Here is a 17,413-nt window from a genome sequence, read left to right on the forward strand (position 1 = left end):
TAGGGTTTGTTTTATAGCAGGGCAAACGCATCAAAATTATTTTATGCCAAATTGCCTATCTAATTCTACATATTTCAGTTTAAGGACTTTTGCCTCACAGCCGGCGGGCTTCGTAATTGTAACCAAAGAAAAAGCCCTGCTAAATTTTGCCGTAAGCCCCGTGGCCATCCATGACATCAAATGGTTTAAAGAAACTTTCCCAGTACCGCAGTGATTGTTTTGGGTTTTGGATTAGTGCAATTGGTGTTCCAAGAATTTTTAGCCGTGCTACAGCTAATGGTTTGCATTTACCCTTATTTTTTTTCTTAAAATATGCACATTTGGCGGGTGCATAAAAGTTTTCGCTTTGTGGCGCTATTCCTTAATCTTTAAAAACCTTATCTTTGTGCCAGAAATGCCCTTGCTAAAAACCTAGGTTAAACACATTTTACAAGCTATCAACTAGTATTTGCATCAATGTTCTTTTTTTATTAATATTAAGATAGTTTTAGCTTAAAAAATTAGCCTTGTATTGATGGCTGTAAAATAAGCAAAAAGTATGCACAAAATGAGCATAAAATACGCAAAAAGTATGCACGAATTACTCAAAAAATAGGCACAAAATAGGCACAAAATACGCATTAAAATTTGCCGTTATTGTTGATAATCAATGATTTAAAAGCATGGGGACGTTTTTTCAAAAAATCGCAAATAGGGAAAAAAACCGAAAATTGTCAAAACTGAAACTATTTTAATAAAAAACTTAGAAAAAGTAATAGTATAGAAATTGTATAAGTGTCCTCGTTTTGCATCCCATCTTCTTGCCCCTGGGGGTGTTTGTTCCGGTTTTTTGGGATAAGTGGCGGGCAGGGTTATAGTAGGGTATTTTTTCACTAAAAAGCGAAAAACTCCTATACAACCATTTTACCACGAAAGCACGAATGGCACTAATTTTACATATAAATTGGTTGTTTTTAGGTAAACACCATTTGCTTGTAAGGAGACTTTTATGCACCCCATTTGGCAATTTGGCACAGGAAAATTGCGTTTTCAAATAAACCAAAAAACTTTTTATTTGTATAAATATCTGTTTTATTAGGATAAACAAAAATTGTCTAATGCTGCTAAAGATTCAGTTAATTGTTGTTCTTCTAGCCATAGGTATTTCTGGGGGTTATGCCCAAAAAAACAGCAAGGACACGGCTATTAAATCCTTTATAAGAAGTATAAATGACAAAGCAGACGAGTATATGAACCAAGGCAAATACGACTCTTCAGTGGCTTTGATGCTGGGGATATTGAACAATGAAAACGTATCGGGCATCAATAAAGTAAAAACTTGCCTGCGCATTGCCGGTACCTACCAACAGGTAGGCAGCACCAGCATGATGGACTTGTATCTTTCCAAAGCAAAACAGTTGGCAGACAATATGCATACGCCTGCCATGGATAGCTTGTATATAGGTGCTTATTGTTTTTTTAAGGCAAACATATACAATACCAGCAAACGGTATGATTCTGCCAGCTATTTTGCAAAGAAAGGGTTGCCCTATTTCATGGATCCACAGTACAAGCAAACTAGCTTTGTGCCTATACTTTATGAAATATTGGGTAGAAGTGTTTATAACCTAGACAAGAAAAATTTTAAACAGGCACTTGCCTACTATGATAGTGCCATGGCACATATAGACTCATCTTTTGATACGCACTACTACAACGTATTCCTAAATAAAGCACAGACATTAAAAGACAATAAAGCATATAAGGCTGCGCTACATATTTTCCTTACTGTTTATAAAGCAAAAGCCATACAAGACCAATCTGGGGAATTATTATGGGCTGCACAGGGCGCAACAGGTTGCTATGAGCACCTGCATGATTTTGCAAACGCTGTTTATTACAGTAAGAAAGTAAATGAACTAACAGAAAAGTTATATGGCCCAACACAACTGGAAGGTTTTAAGAAAGCAGAAATTGAGTACAGGGAAAAAGAAAACAAAGCCTTGGCCACCATCAACACGCAGCAACAAGCCATTGTAAAAGCGAGGCAAAACCAACTTATCGTAGCCCTTGCAGCCTTGGCCTTGATAGCTATAGGCGCAGTATTGCTTTACCAAAACCGCCAACAATTAAATAACCAAAAAAAACTGGCGGAGCAACAAAGCCTGCAACTGCAACAGCTAGATGCCATCAATAAGAAAGTGTTTGCCACTATTAGCCACGACCTAAATAGCCCATTGCTAACGCTGGAAAGCCTGTTTGAAATAATGGGCATGGAAGACGGCAGGGATACTGATAATATTTTTTACCAAGATGTAAGGCAGCAGCTAAACAGTTGCAGCCAGGTATTGCAAAACCTGCTGCAATGGAGCAAGAGCGAACTAGGCCACGAGATAACCACAAATGCATCCGTAGATGTTTATAAGGCGATGGATGAACTGCTGGCGCAAAACAACTACCTGATAAAACCCAAACAACTAGACGTGCAAATAAGCTCAAGCAACGAGCGGCTGTCAGTAGCTATACCAGAAGAAATATTTAAAATTGTATGCAGGAACGTGCTTAGCAATGCCATAAAGTTCAGCCCATTGGGAAGCATTATTAAAATTGAATGCTTTATGCAAGGCAGTATCCCTATAGTTTCTTTTACAAATAAAGGCCAACTGCCTGAAACACTTATCAAACAGCTTTTTAGCGGCGTAGTAACCGGCACTAAGGGTACTAATTATGAAACTGGTTATGGCCTAGGGCTATACATCACCGCACAATTAATGCAAAAAGCGCATGGCCGTATTTCTGCTATGAACAACAAAGATAATACTTGTACATTTGTTTTACAATTTACTACTGCCCATGCTGTCGATAGCACTATTGGATGATCATGAATTATTACTGAAAGGCACAGCCACTTTCCTGCAGGAAAATGGATATTCTATTGCATTTACAGCCAATAATTTTGCTACTTTTAAAGAGCAGATGGTAATTACCGAGCCTGACTTGGCTATAGTAGATTGCATCATGCCAGGCATAGCCTCCTTGCGGCATTTGAAAGAATTAAATACACTTTGGCCCCAACTGCCACTTATTGCTTATACCCAACTCTATTCCCCCGTAATCATAGAAACCTTGAAAAGGATGGGCGTAAAAGGTTATTGCAACAAAAAAGACAGCCCAGAACAATTGGTTACAGCCATAAAGTGGATTGTAAACAACAAGCCCTATTACCCAAAAGAATTTATGGAGGGAAATGGTGTCAATAAGGAAATCAATGACACAACCGAAACCTTGTATGGCCTTCTGAGTGGACGTGAATATGAAGTATTAACATTTTTGGCAAAGGGGATGAGCAACAAGGAAATAGCCTCAAAGCTATTTATATCCCTGAACACGGTTGAATTTCACCGGAAAAATATTGCCCAGAAACTAGGGGCAAACAACACAGCCGAAATGGTTTTAAATGCCGTGAAACAAGGGCTGATATAGGTGCGGTATAAGGCAAATAGCAGCAATTGCGTGAAAAAATGGCTGGGTGCAGGAAAAATATATTCTAAAATAACCCATTTTTAGTAACATGCAATAGCATTAATTTGCTTTCAATTTGTGTTAAGTAATTCCTAATTGATAATTCCTAATTAACCCTGTATTCCCCCTTCATATACAAAACAGATTCCCCAGCAATAGTTACCCTGTCGCCTTTGGCTTCGCAGAACAGCAAGCCCCCACGCTTAGAAATTTGCCTAGCCACTAAAGTATTTTTATTTAACTCCTTTGCCCAGAAAGGGATTAAAGTGGCATGTGCAGAACCGGTTACCGGATCTTCGCCAATAACAGAGTTGGGTACAAAAAAGCGGCTTACAAAATCACATTCATCCCCAGGTGCTGTTACAATAATCCCCATTGTTTCTACTTGGTTCAAGATAGAAAAATTGGGTATTAGATTGGCAATTTCTGCCTGGGTATTGTAAACCAACACGTAGTCCCTGCTTTTATAGACAGCTTTAGGCTGGATATTAAAGCCCGCCAACAATTCAGGTGGTGGAACGGCTTCTAGAGGCATCCTGCTTGGGAAATTCATCTCCAATATATTGCCCTCTTTCTTTACTACTTCTAGTATGCCGCTATTGCTATTGAAGCGGATGGTATCTTTCTCATAGCCCAAACAATTAAAAAGTACATGAGCCGTAGCAAGCGTTGGGTGGCCAGCCAAGTCTATCTCAAACTCTGGCGTAAACCAGCGGATATAGAACCCATCGCCTTCCTGCACAAAAAAAGCGGTTTCTGAAAGGTTGTTTTCATTGGCCAATTGCTGCATTTTTTCAGTAGGCAGCCACTCCTGCAAAGGGCAAACAGCCGCAGGGTTGCCACCAAAAATGGTATTTGTAAAGGCATCTACTTGGTATAAGTGGTAAGGCATGAGAATTAAGAATTAAGAATTAGGAATTGAGAATTTGAAATTAATTGTTTATAGGAAATACATTCCTAATTCCTAATTCTCAATTCTTAATTAAAGTAGGTATCCTTTTAAAAACATATAAGCTACGCTAAAATAAATAATCAGCCCGGTAACATCTACCAATGTGGCTACAAATGGGGCGGAAGATACGGCAGGGTCGGCGCCTAGCTTTTTTAAAGCTATTGGCAGCATAGAGCCACTTAGTGTGCCCCAAAGCACCACGCCTAACAGGCTAAAGCCAACAGTACAGCCAATTAGGTTCCAGTGTTGCCCATACAATGTTGGGGCTATGCTGTGCCAAACAGCTACCCTTACAAAGCCAATGATACCTAACACACTGCCTAGCAGTAAGCCGCTTATCAATTCGCGGCGCAGCACCCGCCACCAATCGCTTAGGCTAATATCGCCCACGGCCATTGCCTGTATAATTAAGGTACTTGCCTGGCTGCCGCTATTGCCGCCGCTACTAATAATCAACGGTACAAACAGCGCCAAAACGACTGCTTTGGCTATTTCATCTTCAAAATAGCCCATTGCGGTAGCAGTAAGCATTTCGCCCAAAAACAATACTACCAGCCAGCCTATCCTTTTCCTGAACAATTTTAGCAGGGGTATATCCAAATAGGGTTCGTCCAAAGCCTCGGTACCACCCATTTTTTGCATATCCTCGCTATACTCTTCGTTGGCCACCCAAAGCATATCATCAATAGTAACAATGCCAAGGAGAATATTATTATCGTCCGTAACCGGAAGAGCCACCCGATTGTTCATTTTAAACACTTGGTTGGCATGTTCCTGGTCGTCATTTACGTTCAAAGCTACTACCCTGCCATCAATAATCTGGTTTACCAATTTGCCCGGCAAAGCTAATATTACATCCCTAATTCTTATATCATCTATCAGTTCACCATTCTCATTGATGACATAGATTACATCTATTGTTTCTGTGTTTTTTGCTACTGCCCGCAGGGTAGCAAATACTTCCTCTATGCTGTTGTGTTCATATACATACACATAATCGGGTGTCATTAGCCTACCCACGCTGTCTTCGGGGTAGCCAAGGTGCGTAAGGGTAATTTTTCTTTCCTCTGGGTTCAATAATTTAATCAAATCCCTGATTGCATTCTTGGGCAGTTCTTCTAAAAAGTCAGTACGGTCATCGGGGGGCAGTTCATTGAGTAGCTCGGCCGTTTTAAAGGAACTAAGTTCCTTAACAATATCCTTCTGCTGCGAAATATCCAGTATCTTAAAAACACTGGCAGCCCTGTTCACGGCCATGTTGCCAATAATAAGTGCCTCGTACTCAGGAAATTCATTAATTAACTCCGCTACGTCGCTAATATTCTGGTCGTTCAGGAAATCGGCCAGCACTTGTTTGTTTTCTGAAGCCACAATGCCTTCAAATTCCTGTATTAAGCCTTCGTTTTCCAGTTCTACGCTCATGGCTGCAAATTACGGGTTTACCCGTTTTGGGTATATTAATTTATTGAGGTTATCATAAATTTTGTGTTTATTTTTTACCACAAGGTTCACAATGAATAGGAAACACAAAGTACACCAAGCAATAAGCATTTAATGCGCACAAATTATGTTGCGCAATCCAAAATAACACATTAGTACCCGATATAGCTTTATGCTTATTTGCTTCCTTTTAGGAGTTGTGTGGGGCAATTGTATAGCACATAAAAAAAGAGGCTTACTTGTGGTAGGCCCCTTTTTTATTATTTCTATTTCTATTTGTTTCAAGCGTTTCCTTATGGGAAAATGCCTAGCTCTGTATAGCTTGTAGCTACTTTGTTAATGGCACATACATAGGCCGCAGTGCGCATATCGGGTATTTCCGGGTTTTCTTTCCATATTTTCATTATTTCCCTCGTGGCACTAATCATTGTTTCCTCTAGGCCGCTATGTACTAGGTCTATTTCATCGGGGCCATGCTCTATCAGTTTCCTTGCTTTTGGCGTTGCTTGTTTGCCAGTCAACTCTTCAATTTCTTCTAGTATTAGGTGGTTCATGTTTTCAGTAAACCTTTTTTCCAGCCTCCCGTAGCGAACATGGCTTAGGTTTTTCAGCCATTCAAAGTAAGAAACGGTTACGCCACCTGCATTCAAGTACATATCAGGAATTACCAACACACCCTTTCCTGCAAATATTTCATCTGCTTCTGGCGTCAACGGACCATTTGCAGCTTCCCCAATAATTTTTGCTTTGATGTTCGGTGCATTTTTGCCGTCAATCACATTTTCCAGTGCAGCAGGTATCAATATGTCGCAATCAAGTTCCAGTGCATCGCTACTGTTTATGATATTAGTAGCACCACCAAAGTTTAATACAGTGCCTGTAGCTTTCCTATATTGGAACAATTCTTCTTCGTTAATGCCGTTTTCGTTGTAAACAGCCCCTTCATATTCTGCAATGGCTACTACAATTGCCCCATGCTCCCTGAAAAACTTAGCACAATGGTAACCTACATTGCCCAATCCTTGCACTATTACCCTTTTGCCTTCTATACCAGTTGCCAAGCCTAATTTGGCCATAATATCTGGCATATCGCAAACCTCCCTCACCCCAAAGAAAACACCCAGTCCAGTAGCTTCCTTGCGGCCATTAACGCCACCTTGCGATATTGGCTTGCCCGTAACACAGCCTGCACCGTCTATTTCGCCGGGTTTCAGTGATAAATAAGTATCTACAATCCACGCCATTTCCCTTTCCCCAGTGCCATAGTCTGGTGCAGGTACGTCTATACCTGGGCCAATAAAATTCTTCTTTACCAACTCGGCAGTATAGCGGCGGGTTATTTTTTCCAGTTCGTAAGCACTGTGCTTTCGTGGGTTTATTTTAATGCCCCCTTTGCCGCCACCAAAAGGCACGTTAACAATGGCACATTTGTACGTCATTAGGCTGGCAAGTGCCATTACCTCGTCCTGGTTTACCTCAGGGCTAAAACGGATACCGCCTTTGCACGGGGTTTTGTGCTGCGAATGCTGCACCCGGTAGGCTTCTATTACTTCTATGCGGCCATCGTCCATTTTCACAGGGAACCGCATACTATAAACGCTATTGCACGCTTTTATTTGTGCAAGCAAGCCTTTGTCCCATTTTGTAAAATGGGCGGCTTTGTCAAAACTTTTTTCTACGCTTTCAAAAAAACTGTAAGACATCGTTATTAATTAGGAATTAAAAATTAGGAATTAGGAATTATTGAGAATTATGAGTTAGGAGTTATGAATTATTATACAATAGCATTTTTCAATTCCTAATTTTTAATTCCTAATTCCTAATTTTTCTCCAGTTTGCTTATTTTTCGGTCAACACTTACTAGGTAAGCAAAAAAGCCAGTTAATATAATCAGTATTACTGCCATTACCACATATATCTTTCCATTGCTACGCATGAAATCCTGTGTTTCTGGTTTTGCACCCACGGCAGTTTGGGCATTTGTAGCTAAAGCAACCACAGCTAAAAACATAGTGGCAAACAACCTTTTTATCTTGTTCATATTATAAGTGCTTTTCAGTTAAAATTTGTAACCTTATTTTCAGTGTAGTTATCCAAACACCTAGCAATGTCCAGCCCAAAACTGCTGGCCAGAATACCAATTTCATGGAAGGGGCAAGGTCTTTTCCGTTAATGCCCGGGTTGCCAGAACTTCCCTGCCCTCCCGGGTGCAGCGATTGCGTGAGCCTAGGCAATATCCATAAAGTGGGGAAGAGCATAAAAAAGGCAAAAATATTATACACGGCACCTATCCTTGCACGCTTTTCATCGTCTAGCATACTACCCCTTAACACAAAATAAGCAAGGTAAATGAGCAGGGCAATGGCAGCACCGTTTTGCTTAGGGTCGCCACTCCAGGGTTGTCCCCATTGGTAGTTGGCCCACAATGCACCTGTTACAATGCCCATGCACCCGAAAATAGTGCCAGTGGCAGCATAAGAAGAAGCGTAAAAATCATTGATTGGGGTGGGGTTGTTCAGGTATTTGATAGAATATACCAAGGATACAAGCAGCAAAACCATCATGCCAAACCACATGGGCACATGGAAAAAGAAGTTGCGGATGCTCTGTTGCAGCCTGTCGTCTAGTTTGGGCACATCTACTATAAACCCATAAGAACAGACATATATTAGCAATAAAAAACACAATATTTTCCACCAGGAAGAACGCAACATGCAGGAATTATTTTAGTATCATATAAAGTTGTGACAACCCTTAGCAAGGGGGATGCAAAAGTAGTGCAATGGATAACAGCAAAACAATAAGGATAAGCAAAAGTTGGTATTACTCACACATTGGCAAAATACTTTTTTCGCCACAAAGACCCAAAGCGGCACGAAGGAAGGAAAGAAAAAAGAAAAGAAAGGGCTTTTATGTTATCAATATATTTTCTTCATTTTCCCGTTGTTCCTTTTAGTACTTTCGTGGCTTTGTGGCAATATAAACAGGTAGTTGCAATAAACATTTTTATAAAGATGGCAATTTTCCTAAAGCTTCCACTATCATAACGAATATTTCCTCATCCGATAAAACCTGCGGCTCAAAAGGCTTACCAATCAATGTTTCATACAGCTCTATATACCTTTTGCTGATGGTATCAATCCATTCGCTGCTCATTGCTGGCACGGTTTGCCCTTCCTTGCCCATGAAATCATTTGCTATCAGCCACTCCCTCACAAATTCCTTGCTTAGCTGCCTTTGCCTTTCGCCTTTTACTTGCTTTTCGTCAAAACCTTCTGCATAAAAATAACGGGAGCTGTCGGGGGTGTGTATTTCGTCCATCAGGTAAATGGTATTGCCAATTTTGCCAAACTCGTATTTGGTATCTGCCAGCACTAGCCCCCTTGCAGCAGCAAGGGCTTTTCCCCTTTCAAAAATGGCAAGTGTATATTTTTCCAATATAGCCCAGTCTTCGGTGCTTACAAGCCCCTGTGCAATAATTTCTTCCTTGCTAATGTCCTCGTCATGCCCTTTTGATGCCTTAGTAGTAGGCGTAATGATGGGTGCAGGGAAAAAATCGTTTTCTTTCATGCCCTCGGGCATTGCTACGCCACACAATTGCCTGCCGCCACTGGAATATGTGCGCCAGGAATGCCCTGTTAAGTTGCCCCTCACTACCATTTCTAATTTAAATGGCTGGCAATATTTACCAATGGAGGCATTGGGTGCAGGAACTTCCATTAACCAGTTTGGGCAAATATCCTCCGTGGCTTTTAGCATATAGGCCGCTATTTGGTTGAGTACTTGGCCTTTAAAAGGTATAGGCTTAGGCAGTATCACGTCAAAAGCCGATATGCGGTCGCTTGCTACCATTACCAACACTTCTTTGCCAATAGTATATACATCTCTTACTTTGCCGCTATAAAAGGCCGTTTGCCGAGGGAATGTAAATGTTGCCATGCCCCAAAAGTAATGTTAGCTTGCTTTGCAATCAACAAAAACTATAAAAAAGAATTGCTTTACCGGCACTATTATTTACGCATCAAGAATGATATTTTGTAATTTGGAACGATTATTGCATTTTTGTATAATTGTTAATAAATAAACAGTTTCAATGGGCTATATATAAATATATTCTATAACTTTGTTTAATTATCTTTAAGATAAGGAAAAATGCAAATAAAGAAAGGTTTAATAAAAAAGTTTAGGGATATTGCAATAATGGCTTTTACTGTGCTTTTATTCTCACTTGTTTTTTGTGGCGGGGTTAAGGCTCAAGATGATGGTCCGCTTGACCCACCTCCTGATGGTTCTTCAGATGTGCCTTTTGACGGAACTGCTGGCCTAACTCTTTTAGTTGGGGTTGTTGTTTTGTATGGCATAGTAAAAATTAGAAGGAATAATAAAATATTCGAAATATAATTTTGATTAATAAAAATTGTAAGTGGGTATTTCTCAATAAAAATGGCTTCCCGTGATGGAAGCCATTTTTATTGAGAAATACCCACTTTATTAATCTAAAATAGACTGTACCCTAAATTAAACGTACATATTTTATTAGAAGGGCGTATGGAATACAGCCCTACGCACACCATTTCTTATAGGTTTCAATGCTTTTACTATGCCATCACATTGCTTCTTTGCAGCAATGTTTCATGTACATCGGCATAGCTAGAACCAATAGGTATCTCTTTGCCGCCAACATTAATTTTTGTTTTTGTAAACTTTTCTATTTTAGATATTGGTATAATGTAAGATCGGTGTACCCTTATAAATTCCTGAGATGGCAATTTCTCCAGAACGCTTTTCAAGGTCATCAAGGTTAACACAGGCACAGGTTTTATGTGGATTTTGATATAATCGTCCAAAGCCTCGATTAAATCAATGTCTCGGAGATTGATTTTCATCATCTCATAATTCACTTTTATAAACAAGGAATTTAAGTTCACGTCTTGAGTAGCTAAAAATTCTAAGTGTTCTTTTGCCTTATAAACAGCTTTAAGAAAACGGTCGTATTCAAATGGCTTCAACAAATAATCAATAGCATCTACATTAAACCCTTCCACGGCATAATCCCTATAGGCAGTTGCAAAAATAACCTGTGGTGGTGCAGCAAGCTTTTTATAAAACTGCATCCCATTTATATCGGGCATTTGTATATCCAGAAAAATAATGTCTATTTTATGCTCGTTTAAGTAATCTGCTGCTTCATCGGGGTTGGTAAACACTTTTTTTAAGTGGAGGAAACTAATTTTCTCGCAATGTTGGCTAATCAATTTCAATGCTAGAGGCTCGTCGTCTAATGCAATTGCTGTAATCATTTCAATGTAATTTCTAGTTGGATGGAAAAAGTTTGATCCGTGTTGAAAATTTGTAACCGATGCTTGTTGGGGTACAATAAATCTAACCTTCTCTTAACATTATTGATGCCAATACCTGTAGTTTCCCTATTTTTATTTTCTGTTTGCACAATTTTGTTTGAGGCAGAGAAAAGCACCCTTTTATCACTCGTTTGCATGTGGAAGGTAATGGTTGATTTTTCTTTGGTGCTTACGCCATACTTGAAAGCATTTTCCACAAAAGGGATAAAAATAAGCGGGGCAATCATTTTGCTGCCTACATCACCCTCACTTGTAAATTGAACCACCACCTTGTCTGTAAGCCTTACCAACTGCAAATGGATAAAATCATTTATAAAGGCTATTTCGTTTTCCAATGGCACCAAATTGCTCTGGGCATCAGAAATGATGTAGCGCATTATAGCCGATAGTTTTAAGATAGCTGTTGCAGTTTGGTCGCTGCCTGTAACTGCCAAGGAATAAATATTATTTAACGTATTAAAAAAGAAATGAGGGTTTACCTGCGATTTCAGGAACTGTAGCTCTGTATTTAGTTTTTCCCTTTCTATCTCTTTTTTGTGCTCTTCCGTTTTTAGCCATTGCTGCATGACCGATATACAGGTGCTAATAGCAAATACGAGGATAAAAATGAGGTATGACCCTGGAAAAAACCTAAACCTGTTCCTGCCGCCACCAAAACTAGGTTTGTGGGGCATGTTTGGGGGTATGCTGTCTGCAAAGCGGCTTTTTGCCCTTTCTATGGCTGCAATCTTAAAATCGGCCTCGCTAGGCTGCTCGCCAAAAAGCGAGGCAACCCATTCTGGCAGGTACAAAAAAGCAATAAATAAAGCTATTATGCTAAAAATATACCAACCCCACTGCCGTGTAAACAGTAGCTTTGGTATAAGCAATTGGGTATTGATGTAATAAAAAGCAATCAGGTAGATACTGCTTGTAAGTAAAACAATCTTGAAGTGATTGGCCATTACCGCAGGCAATGCTTTTGGCTGGGGCTGGAAAATAAAAGGGACTAATATAAAACAAGCCCAAACAGCAATATGTAAAATAATGATTAAAGCCCTTTTATTCCTTCCGCTTACGCTATTTAATGATATACCCACTATTCTTCTTTTTCCAAATGTAGCATGGACAAAAGCCTGATTATATTATAATTGGTAAAAAGAAACATTCAATCGGTGAATAAATGAGCGTTTGTAAAGCTTACTTACCGAACATTTGTGCTGCTTTGCCTTGGGAAAGCAAGCTTTGTATGGTTTCAACTGTTTCTTTTTCTTCAAAAATTTTTTTCAGTAATGCCACCAATTCTTCTTCGTTGCTTGCATTATAAGCCACAGGCATTAGCCTAATACGGGAGGCAACAGTAGTTGGGTATATTTTTATCGGGTCATGCTCTACTACTATTACAATAGCCGTGTAATTTTCTACCAATGGAGCCGTAATTTTCAATGCATGAGAAACCTTGTTGTTGTTAATATTATGGTTGTGGGGCGTGGTAATTATTTCTGTTATAAGAAAAGGGGTACATGCTTTCTCAAGAAAAACACCCTGCTCCTGCAAGATAATTTTGGGTGTTTTTGTAACTGCAATATTGCTAAAGGATGGCCATAAATTGGTGCTACTCATAAGGGGGTTGAAATAAGAGTTGTAAAAAAAAGTTCATTTTACCTTTAAGCTAATTATAAACTACTGCTTTAATATGCAAAATGTTTGTTCAAATGTGTTTGAATAATCATAAATAGTGCCAAGCCATCTTTTTCCCTGCAGGGAATAATAAACAGCAAAATTTTCTACTCTTTCTTGCAAATTATCATTTGGAAACAATGCTCGTTTTAAATTTGAAATTGCCTGCTGTTGCTCGGTAAACTTTCTTTTTTCTGCCCTCAGCATTTTCTTTTCCAGTTCAAGCAATTGTTTCCATGCCCTTTTCTGCATGGCATCCACATGCACAGACAGCGTACCATCAATGGCTGAAGCCGCATTTTTCAATTGCTGATAAGCTTTTTCTATGATTGCTTTTTCTGCATCTATGCTCAATTGATGCTCAGAATGGCTGCGTACCAATTTATTAACCAATTCCATTTCATTTGAAAAAAGATCTCCAATGGCAAAACCAAGTTTGTTTATCTTTTCTTCATGGTTTTGCTTGACTAACAAAAAAGAATTGCGCAATATCAGCATTGGATATGGCACATTGGCCAATGCAAATACTTTTTTCAATTCTAACCAATAAGCCAGTTCCCCTCCCCCACCTATAAACGCAATATTAGGCAAAATGGTTTCCTGAAACAAGCCCCTTAATATTACATTGGCGCTAAACCTTTCTGGGTGTGCTTTTGCTTCTGCCATTATTTCTTCTAGGTTCCAATCTAGCTGTAAAGATGGTACTGTATAGCGCAAGCCCGTCTCCCTTAAATGGGAGGCATCAGGTTTCACTATTTCAATCCTTTCCCGTTCATGCCCAATCAAATAAAATAAATTTAACTCCCTACCTCCAGCCTGTGGTTTGTAATGCTTTCTAAGCTCTTGTATTGTTTCACCAACAGCTTGATGTGAGAATTGTTCTACTATTTCTTTTTCAATAAATGGGTTAAAACTTGCTTTTAACGCTGTATTGTCTGGTATCACAATTAACAAACCATATTCAGCAAACAAACTGTTTACTAATTCTAGCGTGGCTTGCTGGATTGTTTTGCCAATGGTATAACAACGCGCAAAATTTTCCGTCAATTCTTCCCCATAAGGGTAGATACCTATTTCTCCTGCTATTTTAGTAATCATTTGTAGCAAGGCTTTGTCCACCTTCATCCTACCTACGGCGCCTGTTTGGTTGGTTTGCCAAACCAATTTCTCACCGTTCAGGTTGATATAGCCTAGTTCGTCTAAGTCAGCATCTTCGCTGCCCATATAGTAAACAGGCACAAAATCATAATCAGGCAATTTTATCTTTAAATTGGCTGCCAGCTTAATAACATGGATTATTTTATAAATAAAATACAATGGCCCCGTAAAAATATTGGGCTGGTGTGCCGTGGTAATGGTAAATGTATGCTTGCTTAATAATGCGCGGAGATTGTGCTGTTGTTTTCCTGTAAGGGCAATGCCATGGTATTGCTTTGTTAGTTCATCTACCAATAAAACCCGGTTGGTAGGGTATGCTTTGCGGGCTTCTATGGAATCCAAAACCCCTTCCATAGAAACGGGATGCTGGTAAAATGGCTTTAGTTGCTCATTGCCAGTAATATATTCAGACACCAATTTGGATAAGAAACCTGTTGACGCATAAGAAACATTCAAAGCTTCTGAATTATTGCCCATAATCATTTGCGGATAAGCAACAAAATTATAATAAGGCTATCTAATGGAATTACTACTTACAAAATAAAAAAGGCAAAGCGTTTTTAAACCACAAGGTACACAAGGTTAAAGTCACAAAGGACACAAAAAAGATTTTACTTCTTTTGCGGCTTTTTGGTTAAATCAATAAAACTTAAAATTTAAAACAACCCTACACCAGTTCGCCTTCTAAGTCATAATCGAACGCCTTGGTAATTTTAACCATTACAAAATCGCCGATTTTTAGTCTTTTGGTGGTGTTGATGATTACTTCATTGTCCACTTCCACGCTGTCAAATTCAGTGCGGCCAAGGTAACGGCCTGCTTCACGCTTGTCAACAATTACTTTTAAGGTCTTGCCTACTTTTTCTTGGTTGCGTTCCAGGCTTATTTCCTGCTGCACTTCCATTATCTCCTGCGCACGCAATTCTTTGTCTTCTTGTGAAATATTATCTTCCAGCAAATGGGCAGATGTATTTTCCTCGTGGCTGTAAGAGAATATACCTACCCTGTCAAACTTATGCTCTACTAAAAATGCTTTCAGTTCTTCTACATCTTCCTCTGTTTCGCCGGGGAAGCCAGCAATCAAAGTGGTACGCAGGCAAATACCCGGCACACGCTCCCTTATTTGGTGGATTAGTTCGCTCATTTCCTCACGGGTAATATTGCGCTTCATGGCTTTTAGCATGTTGTTGCTGGCATGTTGCAGTGGCATGTCGAGGTATTTGCAAATATTTTCCCGTTCCCGCATTACATCCAATATTTCCAACGGGAATTTGGATGGGTAAGCATAATGTAGCCTAATCCACTCCAAACCTTTTACATCTGCGAGTGCATGGAGCAGCCTTGGCAATTCCCTTTTTTTGTAAATATCCAAGCCGTAATAAGTCAGCTCCTGTGCAATTAGCATTACTTCTTTCACGCCCTTTTTTACCAAGCCTTCTGCTTCCGCAACCAATGCCTCAATCGTTTTGCTTACATGCTGACCACGCATCAATGGGATGGCACAAAAAGAACAGGTACGGTTACAGCCTTCGCTTATTTTTAAATAGGCATAATGCTGGGGGGTGCTAAGCAAACGCTCGCCAACCAGTTCTGCTTTATAGTCAACTTCAAACCTTTTCAGCATCAAAGGCAATTCCATAGTACCGAACCACGCATCAACCTGCGGCATTTCCAACTCCAAATCGTTGCGGTATCGTTCGCTGAGGCAGCCTGTAACAAATACCTTGTCCAGTTTGCCACGGCGTTTTAGTTCCAACTGGTCCAGGATGGTATTGATGCTTTCCTCCTTGGCTTTGTCGATAAACCCACAAGTATTCACCACCACAATATTATGGTCTAGTTTTTTGTTTTCATGCACCACGTCAATTGCGTTGGCGGCCAGTTGCCCGCTCAGCACTTCGCTGTCCACCAGGTTCTTGCTGCAACCTAGCGTAATGATGTTTACTTTGTCTTTTTGTAGCGTCCTTGCTTTCATAAATGTGGGCAAAGGTAAGTGATTAGGCATAAGTCGTAAGTCATAAGTCGTAAAGTAGTAAGGGGTTCATAAAAAGGTTTTCGCTTTTTTATTAAAAAATCAACCTAGCCCAACCTTACCCCTCCCGAAAGACAGGGACAAGTTACCCAAAAGAAAGGTAACAGTAACAGGGCAAGAGGACAACATCTACTTATTTTTAATAATATCAATATTTCCTAGTGTTATATTAAAATAGTTTCAGTTTTGCATTTTTTGTAGGATTTTTACGCTGTTTCTTTTTTCAAAAATCGTTACCACACTTGTAAGCCATTGATTATCAACAACAACATCAAATTTTTGTGCTTATTTTATGCTTATTTTATGCTTATTTTATGCTTATTTTATGCGTAATTTGTGCTTGGTTTGTGCATAATTTATGCTTATTTTATGCGTGATTTGTGCATATTTTACAGCCATAAATACATGACCAAATTTTGAGACTACAACTATCTTAATATTAGTAAAAAAAGAGCTACGAATAGGATGCCAGGACACTAGTTTGGTAAGTAGTTTCTATCAAGTGCATTTCTACCACAAAGATAAGATTTTTATAGATTGGGGGGTATCAGGACAAAGCGAAAAAGTTTTATAGACACTTTTGTAAGGGAGTGCCAACTTTGCCTTTTCCAATTTTAAATAATGGGAAGTCTTGCGCTGAAAGCAAGTATAGAGGCAAGTAGTATAAAACAATAAATGGGTACTTTTTTTATTGGAAATATTCAGCAAGCAGAATTTCATTTACTATTTCAAATGTTTTGTACATCACTTAAAACTTATTAAAGCCAGTTGTTATTTTTATGGGCATGTTCCCAATACCTCAGCTGTTGGCACAGTAAACCCATTAACAGAAAGCTGATCTTCAAAATATAAAACAGGTGCATTTTTAGGCATACAACTAAGCATGTACAAATCCCCGCACAACCCAATTTTATGATTGGTAGTAGTTGTAGCCTGAATTCTATAATAGTATTTTGTATTTACGACAGGGTTAGGTATAGGTTGCCATACATTATGTAACTGCGTAGTTGTAAAAACGATATTGTTATCCTCATCATAAATTGTAAATTCAATGGAATTAATATTCCATGCAAAGGGGTAAATGATGTCATTTAAACCATCTCCATTAGGCGTAAAAGCATTAGGCATGTAAATCCTGCCACTATCATTTGTACTTAGTGTGTCTGTTATCAATCCATCACAATTAATAGTCTTCGCTTGTGTTTTGGACTTGGAACAACTGAATAAAATAGCAATAGTTACGAGAAGAAAAAAGGATATTTTTTCATGACTTTGTTTCATACAGTTTATGCACCCTTGTATATCTTTATT

The 17,413-nt window shown here is 39.1% G+C and carries 16 protein-coding genes; 4 read left to right on the top strand and 12 right to left on the bottom strand.

Annotated features, from left to right (window positions below):
• Window positions 1-43 precede the first annotated feature (43 nt).
• From ACHFIY_RS16410 to ACHFIY_RS16420, 3 genes are all read left to right on the top strand, one after another.
• Window positions 44-214 (top strand): hypothetical protein, encoded by a 171-nt coding sequence (locus ACHFIY_RS16410; protein ID WP_410847202.1) that lies wholly within the window; start codon window positions 44-46, stop codon window positions 212-214.
• A gap of 883 nt (window positions 215-1,097) precedes the next feature.
• Window positions 1,098-2,858, top strand: a complete 1,761-nt coding sequence (locus ACHFIY_RS16415) for a tetratricopeptide repeat-containing sensor histidine kinase (protein ID WP_410847203.1) — start codon at window positions 1,098-1,100, stop codon at window positions 2,856-2,858.
• Entirely contained in the window at window positions 2,833-3,462 is a 630-nt protein-coding gene (locus tag ACHFIY_RS16420; protein ID WP_410847204.1) for a response regulator transcription factor, read from the top strand. Before ACHFIY_RS16415 ends, ACHFIY_RS16420 begins: the two co-directional genes overlap by 26 nt.
• 145 nt (window positions 3,463-3,607) lie before the next feature.
• Here the strand turns inward: ACHFIY_RS16420 and ACHFIY_RS16425 are convergent, their stop codons facing one another.
• From ACHFIY_RS16425 to ACHFIY_RS16450, 6 genes are all read right to left on the bottom strand, one after another.
• Window positions 3,608-4,393 (bottom strand): PhzF family phenazine biosynthesis protein, encoded by a 786-nt coding sequence (locus ACHFIY_RS16425; RefSeq protein WP_410847205.1) that lies wholly within the window; start codon window positions 4,391-4,393, stop codon window positions 3,608-3,610.
• Between the two features lie 90 nt (window positions 4,394-4,483).
• Window positions 4,484-5,875 (bottom strand): magnesium transporter, encoded by a 1,392-nt coding sequence (gene mgtE, locus ACHFIY_RS16430; RefSeq protein ID WP_410847206.1) that lies wholly within the window; start codon window positions 5,873-5,875, stop codon window positions 4,484-4,486.
• 311 nt (window positions 5,876-6,186) lie between these two features.
• Window positions 6,187-7,596, bottom strand: coding sequence for a Glu/Leu/Phe/Val family dehydrogenase (locus tag ACHFIY_RS16435; RefSeq protein ID WP_410847207.1), 1,410 nt, complete (start codon window positions 7,594-7,596; stop codon window positions 6,187-6,189).
• Window positions 7,597-7,712: 116 nt separating this feature from the next.
• Window positions 7,713-7,934: a CcmD family protein gene (locus ACHFIY_RS16440; protein ID WP_410847208.1), complete on the bottom strand. Its 222-nt coding sequence runs from the start codon at window positions 7,932-7,934 to the stop codon at window positions 7,713-7,715.
• Between the two features lies 1 nt (window position 7,935).
• Complete coding sequence (gene ccsA, locus ACHFIY_RS16445) at window positions 7,936-8,607, bottom strand: cytochrome c biogenesis protein CcsA (protein WP_410847209.1); 672 nt, start codon at window positions 8,605-8,607, stop codon at window positions 7,936-7,938.
• A gap of 292 nt (window positions 8,608-8,899) precedes the next feature.
• Window positions 8,900-9,832 carry a phosphoribosylaminoimidazolesuccinocarboxamide synthase gene (locus tag ACHFIY_RS16450; protein WP_410847210.1) on the bottom strand — a complete coding sequence of 311 codons (933 nt, stop codon included), beginning with the start codon at window positions 9,830-9,832 and terminating at the stop codon, window positions 8,900-8,902.
• Between the two features lie 213 nt (window positions 9,833-10,045).
• On the opposite strand from ACHFIY_RS16450, the gene ACHFIY_RS16455 reads away from it, so the two are divergent.
• Window positions 10,046-10,294 carry a hypothetical protein gene (locus ACHFIY_RS16455; RefSeq protein WP_410847211.1) on the top strand — a complete coding sequence of 83 codons (249 nt, stop codon included), beginning with the start codon at window positions 10,046-10,048 and terminating at the stop codon, window positions 10,292-10,294.
• Window positions 10,295-10,491: 197 nt separating this feature from the next.
• On the opposite strand, the gene ACHFIY_RS16460 is transcribed toward ACHFIY_RS16455, so the two are convergent.
• From ACHFIY_RS16460 to ACHFIY_RS16485, 6 genes are all read right to left on the bottom strand, one after another.
• Entirely contained in the window at window positions 10,492-11,193 is a 702-nt protein-coding gene (locus ACHFIY_RS16460; RefSeq protein WP_410847212.1) for a LytR/AlgR family response regulator transcription factor, read from the bottom strand.
• Entirely contained in the window at window positions 11,190-12,332 is a 1,143-nt protein-coding gene (locus ACHFIY_RS16465; protein WP_410847213.1) for a sensor histidine kinase, read from the bottom strand. The genes ACHFIY_RS16460 and ACHFIY_RS16465 overlap by 4 nt, the downstream gene beginning before the upstream one ends.
• A gap of 100 nt (window positions 12,333-12,432) precedes the next feature.
• The gene (locus tag ACHFIY_RS16470) at window positions 12,433-12,855 is read right to left on the bottom strand and encodes a hypothetical protein (protein ID WP_410847214.1); all 423 of its coding nucleotides are present in this window, start codon (window positions 12,853-12,855) and stop codon (window positions 12,433-12,435) included.
• 60 nt (window positions 12,856-12,915) lie between these two features.
• The gene (gene bshC / locus ACHFIY_RS16475; RefSeq protein WP_410847215.1) at window positions 12,916-14,547 is read right to left on the bottom strand and encodes a bacillithiol biosynthesis cysteine-adding enzyme BshC; all 1,632 of its coding nucleotides are present in this window, start codon (window positions 14,545-14,547) and stop codon (window positions 12,916-12,918) included.
• A gap of 190 nt (window positions 14,548-14,737) precedes the next feature.
• Window positions 14,738-16,045 carry a 30S ribosomal protein S12 methylthiotransferase RimO gene (rimO, locus tag ACHFIY_RS16480; protein WP_410847216.1) on the bottom strand — a complete coding sequence of 436 codons (1,308 nt, stop codon included), beginning with the start codon at window positions 16,043-16,045 and terminating at the stop codon, window positions 14,738-14,740.
• An 834-nt stretch (window positions 16,046-16,879) separates the two neighbouring features.
• Window positions 16,880-17,413, bottom strand: a 534-nt coding sequence (locus ACHFIY_RS16485) for a T9SS type B sorting domain-containing protein (protein ID WP_410847217.1), incomplete at its 5' end; no start/stop codon positions are given.

Source organism: Parasediminibacterium schistidii (genome assembly GCF_046546515.1).
GTDB lineage: Bacteria > Bacteroidota > Bacteroidia > Chitinophagales > Chitinophagaceae > Parasediminibacterium.